Origin of the sequence: Gemmatimonas sp. (genome assembly GCF_041689975.1) — a bacterium.
In the GTDB taxonomy this organism is placed as follows: domain Bacteria; phylum Gemmatimonadota; class Gemmatimonadetes; order Gemmatimonadales; family Gemmatimonadaceae; genus Gemmatimonas.
On record NZ_JBDNFF010000132.1, the window covers coordinates 1 to 25,625 of the forward strand.

30 protein-coding genes and 1 tRNA gene are annotated in these 25,625 nt (G+C 64.8%); 1 reads left to right on the top strand and 30 read right to left on the bottom strand.

From position 1 onward, the window contains the following. The 19 genes from ACESNG_RS08835 to smpB all read right to left on the bottom strand — a co-directional run. On the bottom strand, positions 1–725 hold a 725-nt coding region (locus tag ACESNG_RS08835), incomplete at its 3' end, for a nucleotide sugar dehydrogenase (RefSeq protein ID WP_373068625.1). A 10-nt stretch (positions 726–735) separates the two neighbouring features. Further along, positions 736–1,848: a DegT/DnrJ/EryC1/StrS family aminotransferase gene (locus ACESNG_RS08840; RefSeq protein WP_373059929.1), complete on the bottom strand. Its 1,113-nt coding sequence runs from the start codon at positions 1,846–1,848 to the stop codon at positions 736–738. 11 nt (positions 1,849–1,859) lie between these two features. Beyond that, complete coding sequence (locus ACESNG_RS08845; RefSeq protein WP_373059931.1) at positions 1,860–2,921, bottom strand: Gfo/Idh/MocA family protein; 1,062 nt, start codon at positions 2,919–2,921, stop codon at positions 1,860–1,862. Then, positions 2,918–3,586, bottom strand: a complete 669-nt coding sequence (locus ACESNG_RS08850; protein ID WP_373059933.1) for a DapH/DapD/GlmU-related protein — start codon at positions 3,584–3,586, stop codon at positions 2,918–2,920. The genes ACESNG_RS08845 and ACESNG_RS08850 overlap by 4 nt, the downstream gene beginning before the upstream one ends. Next, positions 3,583–6,849 (bottom strand): carbamoyl-phosphate synthase large subunit, encoded by a 3,267-nt coding sequence (carB, locus tag ACESNG_RS08855; protein WP_373059935.1) that lies wholly within the window; start codon positions 6,847–6,849, stop codon positions 3,583–3,585. Before carB ends, ACESNG_RS08850 begins: the two co-directional genes overlap by 4 nt. After that, on the bottom strand, positions 6,833–7,804 hold the full coding sequence (locus tag ACESNG_RS08860; protein ID WP_373059937.1) for a GDP-mannose 4,6-dehydratase: 972 nt from the start codon (positions 7,802–7,804) through the stop codon (positions 6,833–6,835). Before ACESNG_RS08860 ends, carB begins: the two co-directional genes overlap by 17 nt. 7 nt (positions 7,805–7,811) lie before the next feature. Next, entirely contained in the window at positions 7,812–8,777 is a 966-nt protein-coding gene (gmd, locus tag ACESNG_RS08865) for a GDP-mannose 4,6-dehydratase (protein WP_373059939.1), read from the bottom strand. Between the two features lie 113 nt (positions 8,778–8,890). Continuing rightward, positions 8,891–9,112, bottom strand: coding sequence for a 50S ribosomal protein L28 (rpmB, locus tag ACESNG_RS08870; protein WP_171224249.1), 222 nt, complete (start codon positions 9,110–9,112; stop codon positions 8,891–8,893). An 11-nt stretch (positions 9,113–9,123) separates the two neighbouring features. Further along, positions 9,124–9,480, bottom strand: coding sequence for a 50S ribosomal protein L17 (rplQ, locus tag ACESNG_RS08875; protein WP_171224248.1), 357 nt, complete (start codon positions 9,478–9,480; stop codon positions 9,124–9,126). Positions 9,481–9,485: 5 nt separating this feature from the next. Beyond that, positions 9,486–10,586 carry a DNA-directed RNA polymerase subunit alpha gene (locus tag ACESNG_RS08880; protein ID WP_373059941.1) on the bottom strand — a complete coding sequence of 367 codons (1,101 nt, stop codon included), beginning with the start codon at positions 10,584–10,586 and terminating at the stop codon, positions 9,486–9,488. A gap of 129 nt (positions 10,587–10,715) precedes the next feature. Then, positions 10,716–11,351 carry a 30S ribosomal protein S4 gene (rpsD, locus tag ACESNG_RS08885; RefSeq protein WP_373059943.1) on the bottom strand — a complete coding sequence of 212 codons (636 nt, stop codon included), beginning with the start codon at positions 11,349–11,351 and terminating at the stop codon, positions 10,716–10,718. Positions 11,352–11,354: 3 nt separating this feature from the next. Continuing rightward, positions 11,355–11,732: a 30S ribosomal protein S11 gene (gene rpsK, locus ACESNG_RS08890; RefSeq protein ID WP_373059945.1), complete on the bottom strand. Its 378-nt coding sequence runs from the start codon at positions 11,730–11,732 to the stop codon at positions 11,355–11,357. A gap of 3 nt (positions 11,733–11,735) precedes the next feature. After that, positions 11,736–12,113 carry a 30S ribosomal protein S13 gene (gene rpsM / locus ACESNG_RS08895; RefSeq protein ID WP_373059947.1) on the bottom strand — a complete coding sequence of 126 codons (378 nt, stop codon included), beginning with the start codon at positions 12,111–12,113 and terminating at the stop codon, positions 11,736–11,738. 15 nt (positions 12,114–12,128) lie between these two features. Beyond that, complete coding sequence (gene rpmJ / locus ACESNG_RS08900; protein ID WP_012683466.1) at positions 12,129–12,245, bottom strand: 50S ribosomal protein L36; 117 nt, start codon at positions 12,243–12,245, stop codon at positions 12,129–12,131. Between the two features lie 191 nt (positions 12,246–12,436). Then, the gene (gene pyrF / locus ACESNG_RS08905; RefSeq protein WP_373068627.1) at positions 12,437–13,204 is read right to left on the bottom strand and encodes an orotidine-5'-phosphate decarboxylase; all 768 of its coding nucleotides are present in this window, start codon (positions 13,202–13,204) and stop codon (positions 12,437–12,439) included. Continuing rightward, positions 13,201–14,145 (bottom strand): dihydroorotate dehydrogenase, encoded by a 945-nt coding sequence (locus ACESNG_RS08910; protein WP_373059951.1) that lies wholly within the window; start codon positions 14,143–14,145, stop codon positions 13,201–13,203. Before ACESNG_RS08910 ends, pyrF begins: the two co-directional genes overlap by 4 nt. 4 nt (positions 14,146–14,149) lie before the next feature. Then, entirely contained in the window at positions 14,150–15,532 is a 1,383-nt protein-coding gene (locus ACESNG_RS08915; RefSeq protein ID WP_373059953.1) for a hypothetical protein, read from the bottom strand. Next, entirely contained in the window at positions 15,532–16,815 is a 1,284-nt protein-coding gene (locus tag ACESNG_RS08920) for an N-acetylmuramoyl-L-alanine amidase (protein ID WP_373059955.1), read from the bottom strand. The genes ACESNG_RS08915 and ACESNG_RS08920 overlap by 1 nt, the downstream gene beginning before the upstream one ends. Before the next feature lie 12 nt (positions 16,816–16,827). Continuing rightward, positions 16,828–17,298 (bottom strand): SsrA-binding protein SmpB, encoded by a 471-nt coding sequence (smpB, locus tag ACESNG_RS08925; RefSeq protein ID WP_373059957.1) that lies wholly within the window; start codon positions 17,296–17,298, stop codon positions 16,828–16,830. Positions 17,299–17,436: 138 nt separating this feature from the next. Here smpB and ACESNG_RS08930 point away from each other — a divergent pair. Beyond that, positions 17,437–17,520, top strand: a tRNA-Leu gene (locus ACESNG_RS08930). Positions 17,521–17,609: 89 nt separating this feature from the next. On the opposite strand, the gene ACESNG_RS08935 is transcribed toward ACESNG_RS08930, so the two are convergent. The 11 genes from ACESNG_RS08935 to ACESNG_RS08985 form a co-directional block, all read right to left on the bottom strand. Continuing rightward, a complete protein-coding gene (locus ACESNG_RS08935) occupies positions 17,610–18,143 on the bottom strand; it encodes a hypothetical protein (protein ID WP_373059959.1) in 534 nt (177 codons plus the stop codon). Between the two features lie 8 nt (positions 18,144–18,151). Beyond that, positions 18,152–18,646, bottom strand: a complete 495-nt coding sequence (locus tag ACESNG_RS08940) for an Rrf2 family transcriptional regulator (RefSeq protein ID WP_373059961.1) — start codon at positions 18,644–18,646, stop codon at positions 18,152–18,154. A 68-nt stretch (positions 18,647–18,714) separates the two neighbouring features. Continuing rightward, on the bottom strand, positions 18,715–20,187 hold the full coding sequence (locus ACESNG_RS08945; protein WP_373068629.1) for an aspartate ammonia-lyase: 1,473 nt from the start codon (positions 20,185–20,187) through the stop codon (positions 18,715–18,717). Further along, positions 20,162–20,935, bottom strand: coding sequence for a hypothetical protein (locus ACESNG_RS08950; RefSeq protein WP_373068631.1), 774 nt, complete (start codon positions 20,933–20,935; stop codon positions 20,162–20,164). The genes ACESNG_RS08945 and ACESNG_RS08950 overlap by 26 nt, the downstream gene beginning before the upstream one ends. A 66-nt stretch (positions 20,936–21,001) precedes the next feature. Beyond that, positions 21,002–21,652: an MBL fold metallo-hydrolase gene (locus ACESNG_RS08955; RefSeq protein WP_373059967.1), complete on the bottom strand. Its 651-nt coding sequence runs from the start codon at positions 21,650–21,652 to the stop codon at positions 21,002–21,004. Continuing rightward, complete coding sequence (gene trxB / locus ACESNG_RS08960) at positions 21,649–22,680, bottom strand: thioredoxin-disulfide reductase (protein ID WP_373068633.1); 1,032 nt, start codon at positions 22,678–22,680, stop codon at positions 21,649–21,651. The genes ACESNG_RS08955 and trxB overlap by 4 nt, the downstream gene beginning before the upstream one ends. Before the next feature lie 23 nt (positions 22,681–22,703). Then, on the bottom strand, positions 22,704–23,453 hold the full coding sequence (locus ACESNG_RS08965) for a hypothetical protein (protein WP_373059971.1): 750 nt from the start codon (positions 23,451–23,453) through the stop codon (positions 22,704–22,706). Beyond that, positions 23,450–24,178 carry an SDR family oxidoreductase gene (locus tag ACESNG_RS08970; protein WP_373068634.1) on the bottom strand — a complete coding sequence of 243 codons (729 nt, stop codon included), beginning with the start codon at positions 24,176–24,178 and terminating at the stop codon, positions 23,450–23,452. Before ACESNG_RS08970 ends, ACESNG_RS08965 begins: the two co-directional genes overlap by 4 nt. Continuing rightward, positions 24,178–25,083, bottom strand: coding sequence for a PHP domain-containing protein (locus tag ACESNG_RS08975; RefSeq protein ID WP_373068636.1), 906 nt, complete (start codon positions 25,081–25,083; stop codon positions 24,178–24,180). The genes ACESNG_RS08970 and ACESNG_RS08975 overlap by 1 nt, the downstream gene beginning before the upstream one ends. After that, on the bottom strand, positions 25,080–25,346 hold the full coding sequence (locus tag ACESNG_RS08980) for a hypothetical protein (protein ID WP_373068638.1): 267 nt from the start codon (positions 25,344–25,346) through the stop codon (positions 25,080–25,082). The genes ACESNG_RS08975 and ACESNG_RS08980 overlap by 4 nt, the downstream gene beginning before the upstream one ends. Position 25,347: 1 nt before the next feature. Then, positions 25,348–25,625 (bottom strand): hypothetical protein (locus ACESNG_RS08985; RefSeq protein WP_373068640.1); only part of this gene is annotated, 278 nt, incomplete at its 5' end.

Sequence of the window (25,625 nt, forward strand, 5' to 3'; positions counted from 1 at the left end):
ATGGCGATTTCGTTCACGAGGCCGATGTTGACGGCGCGAAAGGTGTTCTCGAGCAGCTTCACCAGCTCGGCCGCTTCCGGCGACGACACCGGCACGACGACGTCGATGCAACTGGCGTAGAGGGCGCTGGCGACCTCGACACAGGCGGGCGTGATCCCGCCGACCACCTTGGGGGTGTTCTTGGTCTGGTAGACCGAGTTCCCTGGATCCACGCGCTCGGGGCTGAAGGCCACGAACGTATCCGTGCCCACCGTGAGGCCCATCGCTTCGAGGCGCGGCTGCAGCAGTTCGCGCGTGGTGCCCGGGTAGGTGGTGCTTTCCAGCACCACACACATGCCGGGGTGGGCCTGCCGCGCGATCGCGTCGGCGGCGGCCAGCACGAACGCCATGTCCGGGTCGCGCGTTTTGGAGAGCGGCGTGGGCACGGCGACCGAAATGGCGTCGCACTCACCGATGCGCGACTCCACGGCCGTGGCCACGAAGCTGCCCGCCGTGACGGCCTCCTGCACCACCTGACTGGGGATGTCCTGGATGTGCGACTGTCCGGCCATCAACAGGTCGATCACGCGCTGGCTGACGTCATAGCCGATCACGCGAAAGCCGGCGTGCACGAACTCCATCGCGAGCGGCAACCCGACGTAGCCCAGACCAATCACGCCGATGACGGCGGTGCGGTCGTGGATCTTCGAGAGCAGGTGGTCCTTCATCGACGGGGAATCGACCATGGCGTACGCCTCAGCGTCCAAAGAAGGCTCGCACTGCCCCGATGACTTCATCGAGTTGCGTAATGGTGAGCTCGGGGAAAACAGGCAGCGACAGCACCTCGAGCGCCGCGCGTTCCGACTCGGGAAACTGCCCCTGCTGGTACCCGAGATACGCGAAGCACGGCTGCAGATGCAGCGGAAGCGGATAATAGACGGAGCAGCCGATACCGCGATCTTTGAGGTGCGCCTGCAGCGCGTCACGCCTGGGCACCCGGATCGTGTACTGGTTGTAAATCGACGTGTTGGCGGGATCGATGTACGGCGTCGCGACGTCGGTGAGGCCAGCGAACGCCGCGTCGTAATATGCAGCATTCCGTCGACGGGCCGCGCTCCACGATGCGAGATGCGGCAGCTTGGCACGCAAGACGGCTGCCTGCAGCGCATCGAGACGGCTGTTGTAACCGACGATCTCATGGTAATAGGTGCGGCGGCTGCCGTGCGTGCGCAGTTTCATGAGCGCGTCGAACAGCCCGTCGTCCTTGGTGACCATCATGCCGCCGTCGCCGTATCCGCCGAGATTCTTCGACGGGAAGAAACTGTATGTGCCGATCGTCGCGGCCTCGCCGGCCATGATCGTGGTGCCGTTCACGAGGCGGCTCGCACCGATCGACTGGGCCGCGTCCTCGATGACCGGTCGTCCCTGTGCCGCCTCGACGACCTGATCGATCGCCGCCATCTGACCGAACAAATCCACGGCAATGACGGCTTTCGTTTTCTCACCGACGGCCGCGCGGATCGCGCCAGGCGCGATGTTGAACGTGCGCGGGTCGATGTCGACGAACACCGGGCGCGCACCGACGTTGTGCACCGCGCCGGCAGTCGCGAAGAACGTGAACGGCGTGGTCACCACTTCGTCGCCGGGCCCGATGTCCAGCGCGCGAAGCGCGAGCAGCAGCGCGTCCGTGCCGTTCGCACAACCCACGGCGTACTTGACGTGCGAGAGACCAGCCACACTGCACTCGAGCTGCCCTACGGGATCGCCGAGGATGAACGCCTGCTGATCTACGACATCCATGACCGCGGCGACGACTTCGTCGCGGATGGTGGCGTGCTGCGCTTTGAGATCGAGAAGAGGAACGGCCATGACCGATTGGTTCAGATGTTGATGCGAAGCGGCAGGGGCACGTCGCGGCCGGTCTTCGCCGATTCGTAGATCCCCAAGATGAGTTCAAGCGACTTCCGACCGGCACGACCGTCGGTGTCGGGGAGCGCGTCGCCGCGCAGTACCGACTCGACATTGCGGTAGTAGCCTTCATGCCCGAACCCGTACACGCTGGGCGGATTGGTGTTCGCCTGTTCGACGAGCTTGTCGTCGTCATCGTAATCGGCGAAGGTCCAATGTTCGACCTTGTTGACCGCCGTCCCGCCGATCTTCACGCTGCCCTTCTCGCCGAGGATGGTAATCGATCCTTCCAGATTCCTGGGGAAGGTGAGCATCGTGACTTCGATGACGCCGATGGCGCCGGAGCGGAACTTCAGCACGGCGGCGCCGCTGTCCTCCGCCTCGATGCGTCGTGCCATCGTCGCGGTCTTGGCCATGACGCTTTCGACCGGGCCGACCAGCCACTGCACGAGATCGACGTAGTGCGACGCCTGGTTCATGAAGGCGCCACCGTCGAACTCCCACGTGCCGCGCCAGGGCGCCTGATCGTAGTAGTCCTGCGGGCGCGTCCACCGCACCGTACAATTGGCCATGTAGATCCGTCCAAAGCGCCCGCGATCGATCGCGCGCTTGAGCAGCACGATCGGCGGATTGAGTCGGTTCTGCTTGACCACGAACAAGTGGACATGGTGGTCGTCGCAGGCCTGCACGAGCGCGTCGGCCGCGACGAGCGAGATCGCCATCGGCTTCTCGGAGATCACGTGCCGGCCGGTCTTGGCAGCTACAATGCCGTGCTGAGGATGCAATCCGGACGGCGTCGCGATGATCACCGCGTCGCTGGGAACGTCGGCCAGCATCTGCTCGTAGCTCGTGAACCACGGCACGTCGTACTGCGTGCCGGCGAGCTGCGCGCGTTCGGCGATGCTATCACACACCGCGACGAGCTGCAGACCGGGCAACTTCGCGAGCGCATCGAAGTGATTCTTGCTGATCCGCCCGCAGCCCAGCAAGGCTACGCGTATACGCTGTCCCGCGGGAATGACCGTCTCCGTCATACCGTCTCCTCGAGGCGAACGACCACGTCGCCCTCGCGTTCGTATCGCATGTCGGTTCCGGGACAGCGGAGCAGCTCGCGCTCTCCCACGGCACCGGAGAGGCTCAACGATTCCAGCTTGTGTCCGTCTTCCGACATCCATCCGATCCGTCGCCCCGGCACACCGGCCACCAGAGCATAGTCGGGAACATCGCGATTCACGACGGCACCGGCGCCGATGAACGCAAAGCGCCCGATCGTGACGCCGCAGACGATCGTGGCGTTTGCGCCGATAGTCGCTCCGCGGCGCACCAACGTGCGACGGTACTCGTTCTTCCGCGACACGGCGCTGCGCGGATTGTAGACGTTGGTGAAGACCATCGACGGACCGCAGAACACGTCGGCCTCGAGCTCCACCCCTTCGTACAACGACACGTTGTTCTGAATCTTCGCGTTGTCACCGACAACGACCCCGTTCATCACGACGACGTTCTGCCCTAGCGAGCAGTGCGCACCGATTGACGCGCCGCCGAGCACGTGGCAAAAATGCCACACCCGCGTTCCCGCACCGATGATCGCGCCAGCATCGACATACGCCGACTCATGCACGAGCGCGCCATCACCAAGCACGACGCCTGGTGCGACATGTCCCTGCCCCGCCGATGCGACCATGCCGGGAATACTCACGCCGACCCGACGGCGGCGGTGTTGGCGGCGAGTGACGCCGCCAGAATCACATGCCACTCCTGCAACGAACGCACGCCCGGTTCACGCGTCTGGCGCGCGGCAATCGCCTCGGCGGCGGCGCTGGCTGCCGACAGCGTTGTCGTGTACGGCACCCGGTTGCTGATCGCCGCCTGACGCAAGCGTTCGTCGTCGACCTGCGCGTGCTTGCCGAGCGGCGTATTCACGAGCAGTTGAATCTCACCGTTCAGGATCATGTCGACACCATGCGGGCGTCCCTCGCTGACCTTGAGCACCGACTGCACGGGGATGTGGCGCTCACGCAGGTATGCCGCGGTGCCGCTGGTGGAATAGAGCGTGAAGCCCAATTCATGGAAGCGCATCGCCAACTTCGCGGCGCTCGGCTTGTCGGAATCGTTCACCGTGATGAACACGGCGCCGGTGCGAGGCAGCGCATTGTCGGCCGCCAACTGTGACTTCATGAACGCGGTGCCGAAATCCTCGTCGATGCCCATGACTTCGCCGGTCGAGCGCATTTCGGGGCCGAGCACTGGATCGAACTCGCGGAACTTATTGAAGGGGAAGACGGCTTCCTTCACGCTGAAGAACGGCGGCACGATCTCCGCTGTGAAGCCGATCTCGTTCAATGTCTCGCCGAGCATCAGTCGCGCCGCGACCGAGGCGAGCGAAACGCCGATGGCCTTCGACACGAAGGGCACGGTGCGCGAGGCACGTGGGTTGACTTCGATCACGTACACGACGCCGTCTTTGTAGGCGAACTGCACGTTGATCAGCCCGACCACGCCCAGCTTCCTGGCGAAGGCCACGGTGTGCGCGCGCATCTGATCGGCGGCGGCCGGCGGAATCAGGTACGGCGGCAACACGCATGCCGAGTCACCCGAGTGAATGCCGGCGCTCTCGATGTGTTCCATCACCGACCCGATCACCACGTCGGTGCCATCGGAGAGCGCGTCGACGTCCGCCTCGAAGGCATCCTCGAGGAACCTGTCGACGAGCACGGGGCGATCTTCGCTCACGCGCGCGGCGCGTTCGAAGTAGCCACGCAACGACCCGGCGTCGTGCACGATCTCCATCGCCCGTCCACCAAGCACGTACGAGGGACGCACGAGCACCGGATACCCGATGCGATCGGCGATCTCCACGGCCTCATCGACGCTGGTCGCCGTCCCATTGGCCGGCTGGGCGATGCCGAGTTCTCGCACGACTGCTTCGAATCGACGACGATCCTCGGCGATGTCGATGGCATCGGGCGATGTGCCCAGAATGCGCACGCCGGCCGCTTCGAGCGGACGCGTGAGTTTGAGCGGCGTCTGGCCGCCCAGTTGCACGATGACGCCGAGCGGATTCTCACGATGAACGATTTCGAGCACGTCTTCAAGCGTGAGCGGCTCGAAGTACAGCTTGTCCGAAATGTCGAAGTCGGTGGATACGGTTTCCGGGTTCGAGTTGACCATGATGGTTTCATAGCCCCGCTCGCGCAGCGCCAGGACGGCGCGCACACAGCAGTAGTCGAACTCCACACCCTGCCCGATCCGATTCGGACCGGAACCGAGAATGATGACTTTTTGCCGTCCTTCCGTGGCGGCTTCGCTTTCTTCGTCGTAGCAGCCATACAGGTACGGCGTAGTGGATGGAAACTCGCCGGCACAGGTATCGATCATCTTGTACGACGGCCGCACGCCAAGTGACCAGCGCATTGCGCGGGCCTCATGTTCGGTGACGCCGCGTAGCGCGCCGAGCTGGCGATCGGAGAAGCCGAGGCGTTTCATGCGACGCATGCTGTCGGCATTCACGGACCCTTCCTGCTGGTACTCGGCTTCAGCGACGATGAGCTCATGCAACTGATCGAGGAACCAGGGATCGATCCCGGTGATCTCGTGCAGTTCCGCCGTTCCCATGCCGACGAGCATGGCACGCTTGAGCTGATAGATGCGCTCGGGCGTGGGACGGCGCAGCGCGCCGCGCAGCTCTTCCTTCGAGCCTTCGACGAGTCGATCATCGACGAGACGTTCACCAACCGTCCACCCACTACGGCCGGTTTCGAGCGCCCGCAGCGCCTTCTGGAATGCTTCCTTGAAGGTGCGACCGATCGCCATCGACTCGCCGACGGACTTCATCTGCGTCGTGAGGCCCGGATCGGACGACGCGAACTTCTCGAACGCGAAGCGCGGGCACTTGACGATGACGTAGTCGAGCACCGGCTCGAAGCTGGCCGGCGTTGTCTTGGTGATATCGTTCGGCACTTCATCGAGCGTGTAACCGACGGCGAGCTTCGCGCCGATGCGCGCGATCGGAAAGCCCGTTGCCTTCGAAGCGAGCGCCGACGAACGCGACACGCGCGGGTTCATCTCGATGACGACTAAATCGCCATTCGTTGGATTCACCGCGAACTGGATGTTGCAGCCACCGGCATCGACACCGATCTCGCGGATGATGGCCACGGCCGCATCTCGCATCACCTGATACTCGCGATCGGTGAGCGTCATGGCGGGCGCCACGGTAATCGAGTCACCCGTGTGCACGCCCATCGGATCGAGATTCTCGATTGAGCAGACGATCACGACGTTGTCGGCGCAATCGCGCATCACTTCGAGTTCGTACTCCTTCCAGCCAAGCAGCGAGCGCTCGATCAGCACGGAGCCCACCGGCGACAAGTCGAGGCCGCGACGCACCATCGTCTCGAACTCTTCGCGGTTGTACGCGATACCACCACCGGTTCCGCCCAGCGTGAATGACGGGCGGATGACCGAGGGGAATCCTGTTTCTTCGACGCCTGCGATCGCCTGTTCGAGCGTGGTGACGGTACGGCCGGCCGGGCACTTGAGTCCGATCTTCGTCATGGCTTCGCCGAAGAGCTTACGATCTTCCGCGACACGAATCGCGCGTGCGTTGGCGCCGATGAGTTCACAACCGTACTTCTCGAGCACGCCAGTGTCGTAGAGCGCGAGCGCGACATTGAGCGCCGTCTGCCCGCCCATGGTAGGCAGCACGGCGTCGGGGCGTTCTTTGGCGATCACCTTCTCGACGAACTCGGTCGTGACCGGCTCGATATACGTGCGGTCGGCGAACTCCGGGTCGGTCATGATCGTGGCCGGATTGGAGTTCACGAGGATGACCTCGTACCCCTCTTCCCGCAGGGCCTTGATCGCCTGCGTTCCGGAGTAATCAAATTCAGCAGCCTGGCCGATAACGATCGGTCCAGAGCCGATCACGAGAATCCGGTGCAGGTCAGAGCGTCGCGGCATGAAGAAGATCGTCGATGATGTCGTCCAGAGCGCGCGTGGCGGACCATCCGGTGGCGCGCTGCAATTTGTGCGAATCCCCGATCAGGATGGGGACGTCAACCGGGCGTACCAGCAACGGATCTTCGACCGGCGTCGCCTGCACATCGGCACGCGCCAGGACCCGGTCGAGAATCTGCTGCACCGACCATCCGGTGCCGCTGGCCACGTTGTACGCCTCGCCAGGCGCACCCCGTCGGCAGAGAGCAATATAGGCAGCTACGACGTCACTTACATGGAGGAAATCGCGTATCGGCGAGCGATTGCCGACCGGCATGCGCGTTGCCGGCGGGGCGCCGCGCAGGTCGACGGCGCGGTGCACGAGGGCCGGGAGCAGAAATCGCGGGGGCTGTCCTCGTCCACTGTGGTTGAAGCTCCTCGCGACGACCACTTTCAACCCGGTCGACCGCCAGCATTGCAGCGCGAGAATCTCCTGAGCGGCCTTGGTGGCGGCGTAGACGGTTCGCGGGGCCTGCACGGAGCTTTCGACGAGCGGAAACTCGTGCGTCTCGTCTCGCCCGTACTGCTCGGCGCTGCCAACCACCAGCACCGTGGGGTCGATGGAACCAGCGTCGCGGGCGCGGCCGAGCACATGGAGCAGGCGTGCGGTCGCGGTGACGTTGACATCCCACGCGAGCGCCGGATCGGCGGTGGCGGTCGGCACGTGCGAGATCGCCGCCAAGTGGATCACGGTGTCCGGCTTGGCCGTGTCCACGACGTGCGCGACATAACCGTCGTCCCGTAGATCGCCGTACAGCCACGTAATGGTGCCGCCAGCGATCGGCCCGGATACTACGGTGGCGGGCACGACGGGCGGATCGGAGGCGAGCGCGAACAGCTCGACCCCGACGTCCCGCAGTGCTTCGAGCATGTACGACCCGACGAATCCAGCGGCTCCGGTCACGAGCACTCGCTTCACGCGCGTCTCATCGCTGGCGGGCGTACCGCGCGAGATCGGCGGCAACCATCATGCTCACCAACTCGGCGAACGGCACCGTCGGCGTCCATCCCAGCCTCTGTTCGGCTTTCGACGGATCGGCGACAAGGAGGTCGACCTCAGCGGGCCGGAAGAACTTCTCATCCTGCTTGACATACTCGAGATAATCGAGATCCACGGCGCTGAAGGCGGCACTGCAGAAATCGCGTACGGAGTACGTTTCGCCAGTGCCGATCACGAAATCATCCGGCTCGTCGAGTTGCAGCATGCGCCACATCGCATCAACATAGTCGCCGGCGAAGCCCCAGTCGCGCCGGGCCTCGAGATTGCCGAGTCGCAATTCGTGCTGCAGGCCGAGTTTGATACGGGCCACGGCGTCGGTGATCTTGCGCGTGACGAACTCGAGGCCACGGCGGGGCGACTCGTGATTGAACAGGATCCCGGACACCGCGAAGAGATCGAAGCTTTCGCGATAGTTCACGGTGATCCAATGCCCGTAGACCTTGGCGACACCATACGGCGAACGCGGATAGAAGGGCGTGGATTCACGCTGCGGGGTCTCGATCACCTTGCCGAACTGTTCGCTGGAGCTGGCCTGATAGAAGCGCGATTTCGGTGCCGCCTTTCGCATGGCTTCCAGCATACGCGTGACTCCGAGGGCGGTGAATTCCCCGGTGAGCACGGGCTGGGTCCAGGAGGTCTGCACGAAGCTTTGCGCGGCGAGATTGTAGATCTCGTCGGGCTGGGTTTCGTGCACGACGTCGGTGAGCGACGTCTGATCGAGCAGATCGGCCGAAACCAGTTCGACGCGATCGACGAGATGGGCGATGCGCTCGTAGGGCGTCGTCGACGAGCGACGGACGACGCCGACGACGCGATAGCCTTTGGTGAGGAGGAGTTCGGCGAGGTAGGAGCCGTCCTGTCCGGTGATCCCGGTGATCAGCGCAGTCTTCAACAGCGTGCTCAGTTGAGAGTCAGAAGTCGTGAGTGGCGACAACGTGTGGCACATGTACAAAGCGGGGAGCCCGGCAACTGCGAGCTCCCCGCTGAAACGTCACCGTACGCCGATTACGCGACGGCGACCTGACCGCGCGGCGCGCGGGTAATCTTGCCGGCCGCGATGCACCGCGTGCAAGCCTTGACCTTGATGACCTTCCCTTCGCTGAGGGTGCGCACCACCTGGAGATTCGGTCTCCAGGTCCGGCGCGTCTTGTTGTTCGCGTGCGAGACGCTGTTTCCAAAGGCTACGCCTTTGTCGCAGACGTAGCAGCGGTGTCTATCGATAGCCATGTCCGATATCCTCAGCTCTGGACCAATTCGATCCGCGCCATCTCCGCACCGTCACCCTTGCGGTGGCCGGTTTTGAGAATGCGCGTGTAGCCGCCCGGTCGCGTGGCGAACATGGGGCCGATTTCCTGGAACAGCTTATCGGCCGCCTCACGCTTGTGGACGTGCTTGCCAGCCAGGCGGCGCGCATGGAGCGTTCCGGTCCGGGCCTTAGTGATCAGCTTCTCAACGAAGGGGCGGAGTTCTTTCGCCTTCGCCTCAGTCGTTTCGATCGCACCCTGCTCAATGAGCGAGGTTGCGAGGTTGCGAAGCAGCGCGAGGCGCTGCTCACTCGTCCGCCGAAGTTGGCGGTTTGCCTTGCGATGGCGCATGGGAATTACTCCTCGTCTTCTTCGTCGTCGGGCGCGTTCTCAGCTGCGCGGCTGGGCGGGGTGCCCATATCGAGGATGCGCACACCATCCGTGCTTTCCTCGTATCGCATGCCGAAATTGAGCCCTTCCTTCTCGAGCAGCGCGGCGATCTCCTGCAGAGACTTCTTTCCGAAGTTCTTGACCTGAAGGATTTGCGCCTCGGTCTGGCGAACCAGATCGCCGAGCGAGCGGATGTTCGAGTTCTTGAGTGAATTGACCGAGCGAACCGAGAGTTCGAGATCGTCGATCGGAGTGCGGAACAGTTCGGCCAAGCGGAGGGCGTCGCTATTGGAGCCGTCGCCACCCGTGCCAGGCTGTGCAGAAGCAGACGAGCCGAAGCCCACGAAGTACTGGAAGTGGGTCTGGGCCAGCGCCGCCGCGTAGCTCACCGCTTCCTCGGGCGACATCGTGCCGTTGGTTTCGACGGTCAGCGTGAGGCGGTCGTAGTCGGTACGCTGTCCAACGCGCGTCTCAGAGACGGCGAAGTTGACGCGACGCACCGGGCTGTAGATGGCATCGATGCGCACCACGTCGACGGAGAGATTCTTGTCGGCGGGGTGCTGATCGCTCTCGATGTAACCGCGACCCTTGTTCACGTAGAGTTCGACGTTGAAGTCGCGCTCGTCGGTGATGGTGAAGAGGTGTTGCGTCGGGTCGATGACCCGGGCGCCACCGCTGACCTGGATGTCGGCGGCCGTAACGGTGCCGGGGCCCGACTTGGCGATACGGAGCACGGTCTGCTCGACATCGTCGGGGAGCGCCAGCGTGAGCGTCTTGAGATTACCGATGATCTGGTGCACGTCTTCCACGACGCCGCCGATGGTCTGGTGCTCATGCACCACTCCGTCGATACGAAACGCCCACACGGCGGAGCCACGGAGCGACGACAGGAGCAGTCGGCGCATGGCGTTGCCGAGCGTGTGTCCGAAACCGCGTTCGAGCGGCTGCAGACGGAATTCGGCCAGATTGGGCGTGTCCTCGCGCTTGGTGGCTTCAACAAGCTGCGGACGAACCAGCCCTGAGAGATCGATCGTTGCCATGTAGTTCGAAATATTGGAAGTGGTCACACCGGCGATGTTCGCCGATGACGCGCTACCCCGCCCCGAACGCGCGGTAGCCCCGTAGAGGGGTTCGGGCCCCGACCGCTGGTGGAAACGCGCTTGCCGAGCCGCGTTCCACCAGCTGTGTATCAGGAATTACTTGGAGTACAGCTCGACGACGAGCTGTTCCTGCGCCGCCAACGGAATGGACTGACGCTGCGGCTTCTCCAGCACGCGACCGCTGAACGACTCCTTGTCGACGGCGATCCACGAGAGCGAGGCCCCACGGGCGGCCTGTTCCATGGCCGACATCACGAGCACGAGTTCACGCGACGACTGCTTGACGCGCACTTCTTCGCCCGGACGCACCTGATAGGACGGAATGTCCAGCAGGCGACCCTTCACCTCGATGTGACGGTGACGGATGAGCTGACGCGCGGCCTTGCGGCTTGGCGCGAAGCCCATGCGGTACACGACATTGTCGAGGCGCGTTTCGAGCGCCGCCAACAGGTTGTGACCGGTGATGCCCGGCGCCGACGCGACACGATCGAACGTGTTGCGGAACTGCTTCTCGCTGATGCCGTAGATGCGCTTGATCTTCTGCTTCTCGCGCAGCTGCTTGGCGAATTCGGAAATCTTCTTGCGACGCGCCGTGGCCTGACCGTGCTGACCCGGGGCGTACGGACGACGCTCGACGGGACACTTTTCGGTGAAGCACTTGGTGCCCTTCAGAAAGAGCTTGGCGCCCTCACGACGGCACTGACGGCAGCTGGGACCAGTATAGCGGGCCATGTCTTAGACCCTCCGACGCTTGGGGGGACGGCAGCCGTTGTGCGGAATCGGGGTGACGTCACGAATGGACTTCACCTGCAGGCCGGCCGAGGCGAGCGCCTGAATGGCGGACTCACGGCCACTGCCCGGACCCTGCACGCGCACGTGCACTCGGCGCACGCCGAGCGTGAGCGCTTCGCGCGCGCACTGCTCGGACGCCACCGTGGCGGCGAACGGCGTGGACTTCTTCGACCCCTTGAAGCCCGCCTTGCCGGCCGAGCCCCACGACACCGTGTTGCCATGCATATCGGTGATCGTGATGGTCGTGTTGTTGAACGTGGCGCTGACGTGGGCGATGCCTTCGGCCTCGACGACGCGCTTGGTTTTCTTTGCGGTAGCCATGGCTTACTTGGTCACCTTCTTCTTGCCCGCGATAGCGCGGCGCGGCCCCTTCTTGGTGCGCGCGTTCGTGTGCGTGCGCTGCCCGCGCACGGGGAGCCCGCGACGGTGACGCGTGCCACGGTACGAGCCGATGTCCATCAGGCGCTTGATGTTCATCGCGATCTCGGTGCGCAAGGCACCTTCGACGCGAATGTTGCGCTCGATTTCCTGACGGAGCTTGTTGACGTCCGCGTCATTGAGATCGCGGATACGCTGATCGGGCGAGACGCCCGCGGCAGCGAGGATCTTCTGGGCGGTCTTGCGACCGATGCCGAAGATGTAGGTCAGGCCGATCTCAACCTTCTTCTCACGAGGGAGATCGACGCCAGCAATACGTGCCATGTGTTACGCTTCCCCTCAGCCTTGACGCTGCTTGTGCTTGGGGTTGCGCTTGCAGATAATGCGAGTCACGCCCTGTCGCTTGACGACTTTGCAGTGCTCACAGATCGGCTTTACGCTGCTCCGAACTTTCACGGGTCACCTTGGCGCTCTCGCGTCAACGGAGTCTCCCGCACCGGATTGCGCCGGCCGGCTGGACTCCCCATGCGTCCATCGCTCATGAAGCATCGCATTGCAGCGATTCCGCGCACGAGCGAAGCAAATGTGGCCAGCGGATTGGCCTAGAATCTCGCCCGAAAACAGGCAAGACCTGAACCCTAGCGGACTTAGGCCGCGGCCGCAAGTGAGGCCGCGACGAGCTCCATGGCCGCCATCGGGTCGGTGGCGCCGGTGACCGCCCGCCCCAGGATCAGCCACCGGGCACCGGCCTCGGCGGCGGCCTTCGGTGTCATGATGCGACGCTGATCGTGGGCGTCGCCGCCGGGCAGCCGGATGCCTGGAATGAGTAGTCCCAAGGCCTCACCGAAGGTCGCACGGACCGCGGCTGCTTCGTGACCGGAGCAGACGATTCCGGCGCCACCGCCGCCGTTCACCAATCCAGCCAGTCGGACGACCTCGGCGGTGACATCGATGCCGCTTCGCCCCCACGACTGGCCGACCCCGGCGGAGTCCATGCTCGTCAGGATTGTGATCCCGAGAATGCCGCAGCCACCCGCGGCGGCAGCGGCCCCGGTCGCCCCTTCGGTCGCCCCTTCGGTCGCCCCTTCGACGGCGGCCCGGAGCATTTCCGATCCGCCGCAGGCATGCACCGTGAGCAGCGATGCGCCATGGCGGGCGACAGCGCGCGCGGCGCTACGAACGGTATTGGGGATGTCATGCAGCTTCAAGTCGACAAACACCAACTTTCCGGCGTCGCGCAGCCAGCTCACGATGTCCGGGCCTTCGGCCGCGAACAGCTCGAGCCCGACCTTGTAGAAGCCGCAGGAGCTTCCGAGCCGGGTCACGATCGACTTCGCCGCAACGCGATCGGAGACGTCAAGGGCGACGATCGGAGTGACCGTCGTTCCGACGGTCTGGGAAGAATCGGAACTCACGACGGCCACTCGAGGGTGCCGATGATCGATCGAAGATCGCGAACCCCTTGCCGGTCCGCCCAGGCTGCCAGTTCACGCGCGATCCGTTCCGGCGCGCGCGGATCGCGCAGGGCGGCGGTCCCGACGCCCACCAGTGAGGCGCCGGCCAAGAGATATTGTGCCGCGTCGTTCCCGGTGCTGACGCCGCCCAGGCCGATGATGGGAACACCAGGCAGTGCCTGACGCACGCGCCACGTCGCCAGCAATCCCATGGGGAGGAGCGCCGGGCCGCTCACGCCGCCGGTTCCGAATCCGATTTTAGGCTTGCGACGCGATGCGTCGATCACCAATCCGGGCATGGTGTTGACCAGCGTCAGGCCGGTGGCGCCGTGCTCCATCGACACGCGGGCCGCATCGACCACGCCAGCGCCCAGTGTCGGCGAAAGTTTGACGAAAAGTGGACGGGAGGTCTTCATCCGCGACGCGCGCACCAACGACGCGAGCGCGACGGGGTCGGCACCGAACTCGAGGCCGCCGGCCTTCACGTTCGGACAGCTGACGTTGAGTTCAAAGGCATCGACGCCGGGCATGTCGTCGAGACCACCGACGACGGTCTCGAAGTCATCCACACTATTGCCGACCACGTTCACGATCACGCGAGTGTTCGGGTAGGCCCGGTGCAGCCACGGCAGATAGTCGGCCCGAACCGCGTCGAGACCAGGGTTGGCGAGGCCGATCGCGTTGATCATCCCACCGGCGAACTCGCTGACGCGAAGCGGCGGGGCGCCGTGGCGAGGAGCGACACTGACCGCCTTCGTAGCGATCCCGCCGATCGCCGAGAGGTCGATTACATCCTCGACTTCTTTGCCGAAGCCCGCCGTACCGGCGGCGAGGACGACGGGGTTAAGAAACGACAGTCCCGCGACGATCCACTCCTGCTGTTCAGCTGCTGTTGTTGTCACGTGTTCACCGAGATCCGGCGGGCTTGGGAGGAAGACGTAGCTTGCGCACGCTGTCGGACCAGAGGCGGAGCGCGTCGGTCCAATTGAATGTCAGCAACTCGGGCGAACTCACAAAGTCCGGACGATCGGCGGGGTCCTCTCCACGCAGCCGGGCCGCGACGGCGGAGTTCCCGAAGTCCGCGAGCACGCGGCGTTGCCAAGCAGCGGCACTATCCGGCTCCAGCAGCGCTGCCGCGTACCAGGCGTTGGGCACGAGTGGCGACAACGGCGATTCGCGCGCGATGCGCAGGAAGAGCGTGCGGGCGAGTCGCGGCGCGCGCAGCGAGTCACGCGCAATCTCGGCGGCGAGGTACAGCGAGGCGTTCTCGGGATCCCCACGGCCAGCGAGCAACCGGAACAGGAGTACCCGGTCGGCGACCTCACGGGCGTAACGCGTACGCCAGACCACACTGTCCTGTCGCGCAACGAGTGTATCGAGTTCGCGCACCGATGAGACACGCTTGAGATCGAGCAAGGCCAGGCGCGCATTCGCTTCACGTGCCGTGACGGTGTCGCGCTGCGACAAGGTGCGGGCCGCGTACAGGTGCCTCCGGGCGATCGAATCGAGACCAGAACGCGCGTGCACGTCCCCGAGCGTGAAGTGCATGCGGGCGCGGCTGTCGTCCCGGACGCGAGCGGCATCGTACTGCGCGACGATACGCTCGGCTGCATCATGGCGACCATCGGTAATCAGTTCACGCAGCGCGCGAGTGACGTCTTCGCGATAATCACCCAAGCGGGCGCGCTGCACAAGCAAGGACTCGACGCGCGCGTACTCGCGCGCGGACATCGACGCGCTGATGAGCTCCCACTGCAGCACGCCGGCATCGAGATTGCCGAGGTAGGCCGGGACCGCATCGCGGTCTCCCATGCTCAGCGCGGCGCGCGCCGCCCAGATGCGCGACTGTCGGGCGATTTCGCGATCGGCCGAGCGAAACATCGAATCCAGACGGGGCCTCGCGTCGGCGCTGAGTCCCGTGCGCACCTCGCAGGAGGCGAGCGCCAATCGGGATCGATCCCGCTCGTCCGTATTCAACGTCGTGCCAGCCATCACCTGCTGCAGTCGCGGCATCGCGCGTTCGCATTGCGCCGCCATTGCGCCGCTGCGTGCCGCGATGTAGAGCGCGCGGTTCCGCCACTTCGACTTCGGATGCCGCACCAACACCGTTTCAGCGATGGCGGCAGACCGTTGAAAGCGTGTGGTGGCCTCGCCGTCGTCATTCCGGCGCAGCCTGGCGTCGGCCAGACGCGCTTCGGCCTGCGCATTGTAGATGCCGTTGTAGTACACGCATCCTGAACCCACCAGCCACGATGCAATTACCAACGTCAGACGAGGAACGGCCCGCATCACCCGCCGCCTCCTACCTTGCGTTCGTACTGTTCGAGATACCGCACGACCGCGTCGGCCAACGTGGACGCCAACTCGCGCTGCCGCTCGGCATCGGTCATGTACTGCGCTTCAAGCTTGTTCGTCCCGAACCCGATTTCGACCAACACGGCCGGCATGAACGCCGTGACCAACACCCGAAAGCCCGCTTGCTTCACTCCTCGACTCGGCCCGGGATGGACCCGCTTCATACCCAGCTGCAGCAGCTCGGCCAGACGTCCAGACTCACGCAGGTGTTCATTCTGCGCCATGTCGCGCATGATGAATCCCAGCGGATCATCGCGCGTAAGGTCGGCGTCGGTCTCGAAACGGATCGCTTCGTTTTCCATCGCCGCGACGCGACGCTCGTCTTCGGTTTTCGCTTCGGCCAGAAAGTACGTCTCGAAGCCGCGCGCCCCGCCCGGATTGGTCCAGCGCGGATTGGCGGCATTCACGTGCACGGACAGGAAGAGATCCGCCTTCGCCTGATTGGCGATACGTCCGCGATCGCCGAGGGCGATCAGCGTATCGGTAGTGCGCGTCATGACGACCTGGATCTCGCGTTGCTCGAGCGCGGCGCGCAGCGCCTTGGCGAACGAGAGCGTAATGGTTTTCTCGTAGATCTTGGTCGGTACGCCGATCGGTCCCGACATGCCGTTGTCAGGCCCACCGTGGCCGGCATCGACCACGACCACGCGCTGCCGGAGCGACGCGGAGCGAGCGGCTGGTGCGTTGCGGACGTTGTCGACGGGCGCCGTCCGAGTGGCCGGGCCAGGTGTGTCGACGCGTACACGCGGCTGTGGCGCACGGGTGGCCGGCGGGCGCCTGGCGACCGTCACCGTGGAGAAGCGACGCAGCTCCGCCTTGTCCGGATCGAAGAGGACGCCGGCACCGAGGCGCGGCAACAGCTCGGTCGCCAACGCGAGCGGTACGTACAGCTGCCCCCCGTTCCGGAAGACTCCCGCACGCAGCGGCATCGTATCGCCGGCCGCGACCACGAGCGCACTTCCCGCTTCGAGATCCAATCCGGTGGTGCCCACCTCGAACCGATAGCGCCCGCTGCCGGAAGCTTCCGTCACGACTTGCCCACCGAGCGCCTCGGCCAGCACATCGGCACGCACGGCGATACCGCCATCCGGGTGACGGATGGTGGGCACCGACTGCAGTCGCGCGCCAGCGCGCACCGTGAGCGTCGGAAGGGGCGGCAACGCTGGCGCGACCGCTGAGAGCTGCAGTGTGAGCGCGAGCGCGCCAAGCAGCGTCATGAGCTCAGCCGCTCAGCGCTTATTGAGCGCACGCGCGATCTCGCGTTCGGCGTCGCGCTTCTTGAGGTCCTCGCGCTTGTCATGCTGTTGCTTGCCACGAACGAGTGCGAGACGAGCTTTCACGCGCCCACTCTTGAAGTACAGATCGAGCGGTACGAGCGTGAGACCCTGCCGCTCGACCGCGCCGATGAGGCGACGGATCTCGCGGCGGTGCATGAGCAGCTTGCGCGTGCGGGTGGGTTCGTGATTGAACACGTTGCCCTGCCCGTACGACCCGATATACAGGTTGAGCAGGAACACCTCGGTGTCCTTGATCACGCCGAACGCATCGGTCAGGTTGGCGCGCCCTTCGCGCAGCGCCTTGACCTCCGTGCCCGTCAGCACGACTCCGCACTCCCAGGTGTCCAGGATTTCGTAGTCGTGCCGCGCACGCTTGTTCCGTGCGATCAGTTCCGTGGGTTCTTCCGTGTCCGTGTTTGCCATGCTGGAACGAAACGTAATACCCCGACACACATGAAGAGTGCGCGATGGCGTTGACTTCAGGGGCAGCTTCGGTCTATTCTTTACGGCCCTGCTGGAATCGTGTACGAAATGCTGTTCTCGTGCGTGACTTCAGGAGCTGCCGGAGTGGTGGAATTGGTAGACGCGCTGCGTTCAGGTCGCAGTATCCGCAAGGATGTGCCGGTTCGAGTCCGGCCTTCGGCACTCGAGTTTTGGACGAACGAAGGGGGAAGGTGGCATCCGCCATCTTTCCCCTTCGTCGCGTCTGTGCCGTCTGTGCCGTCTGGTCGCGGTCAGCCTCGTAATGCGGAGGGCCGAATGTCATCGGGAAGCGAAGCCACGCCGAACACGTCGCGGAGCGCGACGTTGGCCGCGCTGCGGGTGTCGAGCACGAACTGCGTGGCGCGACGCAGTTGCTCGCTGGAGGGCTCACCGGCCCCAGTTCCGGCCAAGAGCACGCGCGCGAGCCGAGTGGCCGGGGTCTCCACGTTGCCTCGCACCGCCATCGCGGCCGTGTAGGCCCGCCAGCGCTCTCCCCAGTCGCGACCAAGGTCCACGCCCTGCCTCGCCTCCCGAGTGATCACAGGGGCCAGCTGGTGGGACACATCGGAGGCGGTGCGGTCATCGAGCGCGTCGCGCTCGGCGACAATCAAGCCGATCGCCCGACTGGCGAACGTGAGCTCGCGCCACGCGACCGTTTCCGGAACGCCGATGGACACGAGCCACGTGACGTCGACCGGCTCCGGTGAGCGCAGCAACTGCACGAGGTACTTGGATGCCCGCCGGCTCCGTTCACGCTGCGCGCGCCATTCCGCCCACATACCCATTGGCGCCGTCAGCCCTGCAGAATCGGTAACGCGCCGGGGAGATCCGGAACGGCGGCGTAGGGCGGAAGGCCGACGCGAGCACGCACCGAGGCCTCGTCGGTGAGCAGATCGCTGAGCTTGACGCCCTCGAGTACTTCGTCGATGCGCTGCTGGAGCAGCAGCCAGACGGGGCGAATGCTACAGTTCTCGGCCGCCGCGCATCGCTCGGCGTCAACCGGGTGGCTGATGCAGTGGAGGTCGAACGTGGTGAGCTCCGAGGCCTGAATCACGTCGCGCACCGAGATTTTGTCGGGAGTGCGCGCGAGTGAGTACCCACCGCGGGCGCCACGCGTGCTGTTCACGATGCCGGCGCGGCGCATCCGCAACAGGATCTGCTCAACGTAGTCGCCCGGTAACTTCTCACGAGCCGCCACCTCCCGTCCGGTCACGGGCCCTTCTCCCGCGCGTTGCGCGAGATGCAAGGCACAAATGAGTCCGTATTCCGCCCACGTCGTAATGCGCATACGTCGAGTCTATGGCTCCCGGGTCGCGCGGACAAGTTCTCCGGCGGAAAAGTCCGAGGCGTCGGCGCTCAGCCGCCCGCCAGGGAGCCGTGCTTCCCGGAGGGGACCCCGATCTCGGTCATCCTGCGGAGGTCGAGGATCGCCTCGAGCTCATCCGGCGGCAGCACCCCATCACGCGCGACCAGTTCGCGAATAAGCGTGCCTTCCTTGACCGACCGCTTGGAGATCTCGGCGGCGGCGGCATAGCCGATCTGCGGCATCAGCGCAGTGGCGAGCGCGGCGGACCGTTCTACCCAGTATTCGCACATCGTCGCGTTGGCGACGATCCCCTCGACGCAGCGCGTGCTGAACACAGCGATCGCGTTCGTGAGGATCTGCACGGAAAAAAGCACATTGTGCGCAATGACCGGCATCATGACGTTGAGCTCGAGCTGCCCATGCTCTGCCGCGATCATGACCGTGGTGTCGCATCCGATGACCTGGAAGCAAACCTGGTTCACCATTTCGGGGATCGACGGATTGATCTTACCCGGCATGATCGACGATCCAGGCTGCACGGCGGGCAGGACGATTTCATCGAGCCCCGTGCGCGGACCGGACACCATGAGGCGCAAATCGCTCGCGATCTTCGAGAGGTCGAGCGCGAGACCGCGCAGGGAGGCGGAGACGGCGGCGGCGTCACCCATGCTCTGCATAAGCTGAATCCGATCGCTGCCAATCCGCAGCGAGGAAATGCCGGTGATCGCTTTCAAGTGCACGTTCATGAGCGCTGGGTACGCGGGCTCGACGGTCACGCCGGTGCCGACGGCGGATCCGCCGATGCCGAGGTCGTTGAGGTAGTCGGCTGCCTCGACGATACGTTTCCGGCAGCGTGCGAGTGTCCCGGCGTAGGCGGTAAACTCCTGTCCAAGCCGGATGGGCATGGCGTCCTGCAGATGCGTGCGGCCCGCCTTGACAATGCCGTCGAATTCCACGCCCTTCTGCGCCAGCGCGTCGTGCAGTGCGTCGATGGAGGCGAGCAGCTCCGGGAGCTGTCGTAGCACAGCCAGTCGGATGTTGGTGGGGATCGTATCGTTGGTGCTCTGCGCCATGTTGACATGGTCGTTCGGATGCACCGGCGAGTACGCGCCGCGATCGCAACCGAGCATTTCGTTGGCGCGGTTGGCGAGCACCTCGTTCACGTTCATGTTGTGCGACGTTCCTGCGCCGGCCTGGTAGGGATCGACGATAAACTGATCGCGATGCTGCCCGCTGAGCACTTCGTCTGCGGCCGCGATGATCGCCTCGGCGCGGCGCGCGTCCAGTCGACCGGTGTCCCGATGCGTCATCGCCGCGGCCTTCTTGATCCACACCTGCGCGATTACAAAAGGCTCGAGCGGACGCAGCCCGCTGATCGGAAAGTTATGGACGGCGCGCACGGTCTGCACGCCATAGAGTGCCTCGGCGGGCACCGGTAACTCACCAAGCGGGTCCTTCTCGATACGAGTGGCCACCGGCTTCACCGCCTCGAAGCGGTCAGGGGAATCGAACGATCGTGTCAACGGTTGAAACGACGTGCGCCAAGCTGGAGGCGTCGGGTCGCACTTCCTGCGAGCGCCAGCGAATCAACGTGACCGAGCGAAGGGCATTCGGAGACGCGAGAAACGCACCAAGCCCGGAGGCGGGAACCTGAAACGCGCCGTCGTCCTCGAGGGCACAGTAAATTTGCTCGTTCTGCACCGCGGCGGTGGGTGTGGCCCCGTAGCGCACCGATAAAATAATCGCGGCAGTAGCATCGTTGGTGGCGTTCCAGGTCACATCGAGCGGCAAGCCGGCGGCAGGGATCACGAGCGGTCCGGGGACGATCGGCTCCGCGAGCCGCACCGTGATCGACGCGACGGGGAATGCACCCGACACGCCAAGTATGCCGATCGTCGCCGCATCACCTACCGCATACGAGAGCGCCGTGCCGATGGCCGGCTCGTAGCGCGAGAACGTCGTCGAGTACGGCATTGCCACACTCGTGCCCGCAAACGTGAGCGCGAGACTATCGCCGACCTTCAGCGAACCGGTAGCGCTACCCGTCGTGCTGTCGATGAAGGCATAGGCGCACTGGTCTCCCTGCTGCAACGCGCTATTGGGCGCGGTCGCGGAGCGCCCCTGAAAAAATACGGCGGTGATCCGGGCCGTGGCCCGGCCGGCGGCCGCGTTCTTCCCGGTAATCGTGATCGCCCCATAGTTGCTGAGTTTCGTGTTGCTCTCCGTAATGGTCGAGCAGGCACCGAATGCGAGGGCGCTGAGCAGTGGCACAACGCGCAAAACGACTCTGGCAGACGGGAGCGGCGACATGCAAAAACCGGACGGAGAAGAAAACCCTTAGTTGCCGAGTGGCCGGGCGGCACCACGCAGGAACGGATTGGACGTCAACTCTCGCGCAATCGTCGTAGAAACACCGTGGCCGGGAAATACCCGAGTCTCGGGGCCGAGGGTAGCCATTCTCATCAGCGACTGACGCATGGCCGCGGGGTTGCACAGCGGCAGATCGGTGCGGCCGATCGAGCCGGCGAACAGCAGATCGCCCGACAAGCAGAGGCCGTGACCGATGAAGGCGACGTGTCCCGGCGCATGTCCAGGCAAATGCCAGACGTCGAAGCTGTACGCTCCGAGCTGCATCCGGTCGCCTTCGGCGAGTTCGTAATCGGCCGGTGGCGGATTGTCTATGACGACACCCCAGTTCGCGGCGTTGCTGGCGGCGTTCGTGTAAAAGAACGCGTCTTCCGGATGCACCCAGATCGGGACGGGTCGTTGGGCCACGATTCCGGCAACTCCGCCCACGTGATCGAAGTGGGCATGCGTGAGCCAGATGGCTTCGAGCGTACAGCCCGTGGCGTCTACGGCCGCCAGCAGCGCCGGCGCCTCGTCGCCTGGATCGACGAGGACCGCCTTCCCGCTCTCGGGATCGGCCAGCAGCCAGCAGTTCTCCTGAAGCGGACCAACCGTGAGTTGCTGCGGCATGAGCAAGCTCACGGGAATGTTGATTCCGGGGTGGCAGGTACCGGTGCTTCGGCCGTTTCCAACACGGGCGATTCACCGATGCCGTGATGCGCGAGCCAGCGTTCCGCTTCGAGCGCCGCCATGCAGCCGGTACCGGCCGAGGTGATCGCCTGACGGTAGTAATCATCGATCACGTCGCCAGCGGCGAAGACGCCCGGCACGTTCGTTTCCGTGCGCCAGGACGACACCTTGATGTACCCATGTTCGGTGATGTCGAGCTGGCCTTGCAGGAACTTCGTGTTCGGTGTGTGCCCGATGGCCACGAACAGCCCGCCGACTTCAATATCACTCACGGCACCGGTCGCGGTGTCGGTGAGCTGCAGTCCCGTGATGAAGTCGTCGCCGAGCACGTCGGTAACCTGGGAGTTCCAGATCACGCGTACTTTGGGATGTTCGAGTACGCGATTGGCCATGACCTTTGACGCGCGAAAACTGTCGCGACGATGGATCACGACGACTTCGCTGGCGAACTTGGTGAGATACATGGCCTCTTCCATTGCCGTGTCGCCACCGCCGACGACGGCAAGGCGCTTCTGGCGATAGAACGGCATGGCGCCGTCGCAGACGGCGCAGGCCGAAACGCCACCGCCCGAGATAGCCAGTCGCAATTCGTTGTCGAGGCCGATCCACTTCGCGGCGGCGCCGGTCGCGATGAGCACCGTGTGCGCGGTGAATGGGGCCGAGTAATTCGGCACGATCCCGAACGGTTTCGAGGCGAGATGCACCTGTTTGACCAGCTCGGACACGACGCGCGTGCCGTGATGGATCGCCTGCGCCCGCATGCGGTCCATGAGGTCGGGACCGCTGATCGCTTCGCGGAAGCCGGGAAAGTTTTCGACGTCGGTCGTGAGCATGAGCTGGCCACCGGGCAGCTCGGTGCCCACCGGTTCGCCTTCGAAGACGATCGGATTCAGGTTGGCGCGCGCCGCGTAGATCGCGGCGGTCCACGCGGCAGGACCGGAACCGATGATGACGATGTTTTCGGGACGGGAGTCGGACATGTCGTCGAGGAGAAGAAGAAGACTCAATCGACCGCCAGCACGCCGAGCGCTCCGTGACAGTGCGAGACTGTTCCAACGAGCACAGCGCAGGGGCCGGAAGCGCCCCACGCAGCGAGTTGCCGATCAGCATCCGCAATCGCGGCGGCATCGATCATTCCGACGCCGTACGTGCGGTGAACACAGTGAAAGATAACGGGACCGAGGAGGGTCGGAGTGTCGTGGACGAACTGTCGCATCATCGGCGGCATGCTCCAGTCTCTGATGCCGCGGGTGTGCGGACAGCGCTCGGGTTCGATGCAGTTCACCGGGCACATCCACGTCGCATAGCTCACATAGTGACGCCCGTCGGGCGATGCCCGCTCCCAGGGCGTGGGAGGCGCCTGACCGAGTGGCGCGACGCGAATACGGCGGTCCGGCCAACGAGCCCGCGCACGCGCAATCAGCCAGTCGAGACACACATGCGGCATCAGTGGTGAGGGGACCATGGCGTCGCTGGCGAGCGCCAGCGGCCCCTGCCCCAGCCAGGCCAGCATATACGCATCCCACTCTGCGACTTCCACTCGGAGGGGAAGGCCATCGTACTGGCCAGCCTCCCTCAACGCGACGACGCGGCACGCGGGGTCCCGATCGACCACGACTACCTCACTCGCTTGCAGCGCACCCGCCTTCGCGGCTCGCGTGAGCTGCTGCGCGTACCAACTGCCATAGCACCCGCCGCCGATGATCACGATGCGACCGAAACGCAATGGCACCCGTCCGTCAGCGCCACTCATCGGCGCAAATGACGGCCACCATCGATGGGTAGCACGATGCCGGTGACATAGGGTGCGTCGACCAGAAAGTGAATCGCCTGTACGACGTCGAGCGGCGTGCCACGGCGGCCCATCGGCACGTCGCGTAGAAAGCGTTCGATGGTGTCGTCCGACAAGTCGTCGGGCGGCAGCACAAGTCCAGGCGCCACGGCATTGACTCTCAGGCGCGGCGCGAACGCCGAGGCGGTGGCGCGCACCAGCTGCGTGAGCGCCGACTTCGTGACCTGATGCGGAATCAAGTGCGGGAAGATGGCCTCGAACGCGAGGTGATCGGACAGCTGTACGATGACTCCACCGTCGCGCATCACCCGTGCCGCCGCCTGCATGAGGAAGAACGGCGCACGCAGGTTGACGGCCGACGTCTGCACCCACTCGTCAGGCGTCACGGCGTCGAAGGTATGCGTCATCATGACCGACGCCGAGCTTACAACGACATCCAGCGCACCGAACGCACGCAGGGCCGCCGCGACGATCTGCGCCGGTGCGTGCACGTCGGCGAGATCCTCCCGTACGATCTCGATGCGCACGTTGTGTGCACTTCGCAATTCAGCTGCGAGCATGGCCGCGGCATCCGGAGAGTTCCCGTGGTGCAGCACCACATCGTAGCCGCGCAGTGCGAAGCTGCGCACGATCTCGGCGCCCACGCGCCGCGCGCCGCCGGTGACGAGCGCGACGCGGTTCGGCATCAGGACGTCCGGGACGTGGCGCCTTCAAGCGTGCGTTCGGCCACGCGCACTTCCTGCCAGTCGAGCCAGATCCTGGGCACCAGCTGTCCACCGAGACGGCGCGGACCATCGTGCGTTCCGTGCCAGTCGGAGCCACCACTCGGGAGGAGTCCGGCTTTTTCTGTGTTGTCGAAGAGACGCTGTGAGAGCGAGGGCGGATGACTGGGGTGTAAGACTTCTACCGCATCGAGTCCCAGGTCGGCGAGGCGCTGAATACGCGTGGGCGTCGCGGAATCCCCGGGATGCGCCCACACGGCAAGTCCGCCGGCCTGATGCACCAGCGCGATCGCGTCGGCGACGTCGAAGCGCTCCTTCGCCATGTACGCCGGACGTCCGAAGCCGATCCACCGATCGAACGCGTCGCGAAAGTCGCGCACCCAGCCACCAGCCACCATCGCGCGGGCAATGTGCGGACGACCGACTGCGCCTTTGTCCGCCTCGGCAAGTACCGACTCCATCGTGACCGGAATGCTGTGCCGATTGAGTACGTCGACGATCTTCACCGCACGCTGCACCCGGCCGGCCTGCAGCTCGAGCAGCGCCGACCGCATCGCGTCTTGATTGGAGAGGTGCAAGCCGAGCAAGTGCAGCTCGTCATCGTCGAAATGCGAACTGAGTTCGACACCGGCGATGATGCGTACACCGAGTTCAGCGCCGGCCATGATCGCTTCGGGCAAGCCGTCCACGGTGTCGTGATCGGTGAGCGCGATGGCGTACAGCTTGGCGTCGCGCGCCGCTTCGACGACCTTCGCCGGTGGCAGCGCACCGTCCGATGCGGTCGAATGCACCTGCAGGTCGACGAATTGCGCGGACTCGCCCCGCCCCGAAACCGTCTCCGGGCCTGCTGTGCCCGGAAGTCCGGTCACGTGCGGTAGCCTGCCTCTGGAGAGCGCGCGCCCGGCTGCGACGTGCGGAAGAGGTCGACCAGCTGTGCGTTCTCGAGCTCGGCGAGCGATTGCTCCCGCGCGCGCGTTCCCATCGGCGAGTAGCGTGTCACCCGCACATCACGCTCGCCTCCGGATCCAGACACAAAGATCAATCCGAACTCATCACCGACGTACTGCGTGAGGAATCCGGAGGGGTACACCTGCCATTCGCGTCCATCAACCGTGATGCGTCGCGCGGGCATATCAGCCTCCCTGTACTTCGCGCCAGAGTCCGGGCATCTGGCCGCCTTCATGGGCGGCGGCGATAGCGTCATCGCTCGCGGCCTCCGTGAATTCGACAAAACGACCGGATTCGTTGGCGTGTTCAAAGACCCAAAAATGTGCCGGCACGGCAGCGGCGCGCGCCCGACGGTTCGCGAGAGACGCCAGATAGGCCTCTCGCTCCGCCGAAGCGACCACGCGCTCCTGCATCGCCAGCACGCGTGTCATGTCGGACTCAGAACCCGGTTTCAGGAACCGAC

Bases quoted from the DNA above. Each gene is read 5' to 3' on its own strand.
- ACESNG_RS08965 (WP_373059971.1), bottom strand. From the start codon at position 23,453: ATGAGTGGCGCTGACGGACGGGTGCCATTGCGTTTCGGTCGCATCGTG.
- carB (WP_373059935.1), bottom strand. From the start codon at position 6,849: ATGCCGCGACGCTCTGACCTGCACCGGATTCTCGTGATCGGCTCTGGA.
- trxB (WP_373068633.1), bottom strand. From the start codon at position 22,680: ATGTCCGACTCCCGTCCCGAAAACATCGTCATCATCGGTTCCGGTCCT.
- ACESNG_RS08840 (WP_373059929.1), bottom strand. From the start codon at position 1,848: ATGGCCGTTCCTCTTCTCGATCTCAAAGCGCAGCACGCCACCATCCGC.
- rpsD (WP_373059943.1), bottom strand. From the start codon at position 11,351: ATGGCCCGCTATACTGGTCCCAGCTGCCGTCAGTGCCGTCGTGAGGGC.
- rpsM (WP_373059947.1), bottom strand. From the start codon at position 12,113: ATGGCACGTATTGCTGGCGTCGATCTCCCTCGTGAGAAGAAGGTTGAG.
- ACESNG_RS08935 (WP_373059959.1), bottom strand. From the start codon at position 18,143: ATGGGTATGTGGGCGGAATGGCGCGCGCAGCGTGAACGGAGCCGGCGG.
- ACESNG_RS08845 (WP_373059931.1), bottom strand. From the start codon at position 2,921: ATGACGGAGACGGTCATTCCCGCGGGACAGCGTATACGCGTAGCCTTG.
- ACESNG_RS08970 (WP_373068634.1), bottom strand. From the start codon at position 24,178: ATGCCGAACCGCGTCGCGCTCGTCACCGGCGGCGCGCGGCGCGTGGGC.
- smpB (WP_373059957.1), bottom strand. From the start codon at position 17,298: ATGGCAAACACGGACACGGAAGAACCCACGGAACTGATCGCACGGAAC.
- ACESNG_RS08940 (WP_373059961.1), bottom strand. From the start codon at position 18,646: ATGCGCATTACGACGTGGGCGGAATACGGACTCATTTGTGCCTTGCAT.
- ACESNG_RS08980 (WP_373068638.1), bottom strand. From the start codon at position 25,346: ATGCCCGCGCGACGCATCACGGTTGATGGACGCGAATGGCAGGTGTAC.
- ACESNG_RS08915 (WP_373059953.1), bottom strand. From the start codon at position 15,532: ATGCGGGCCGTTCCTCGTCTGACGTTGGTAATTGCATCGTGGCTGGTG.
- rpsK (WP_373059945.1), bottom strand. From the start codon at position 11,732: ATGGCTACCGCAAAGAAAACCAAGCGCGTCGTCGAGGCCGAAGGCATC.
- rplQ (WP_171224248.1), bottom strand. From the start codon at position 9,480: ATGCGCCATCGCAAGGCAAACCGCCAACTTCGGCGGACGAGTGAGCAG.
- rpmB (WP_171224249.1), bottom strand. From the start codon at position 9,112: ATGGCTATCGATAGACACCGCTGCTACGTCTGCGACAAAGGCGTAGCC.
- ACESNG_RS08920 (WP_373059955.1), bottom strand. From the start codon at position 16,815: ATGACGCTGCTTGGCGCGCTCGCGCTCACACTGCAGCTCTCAGCGGTC.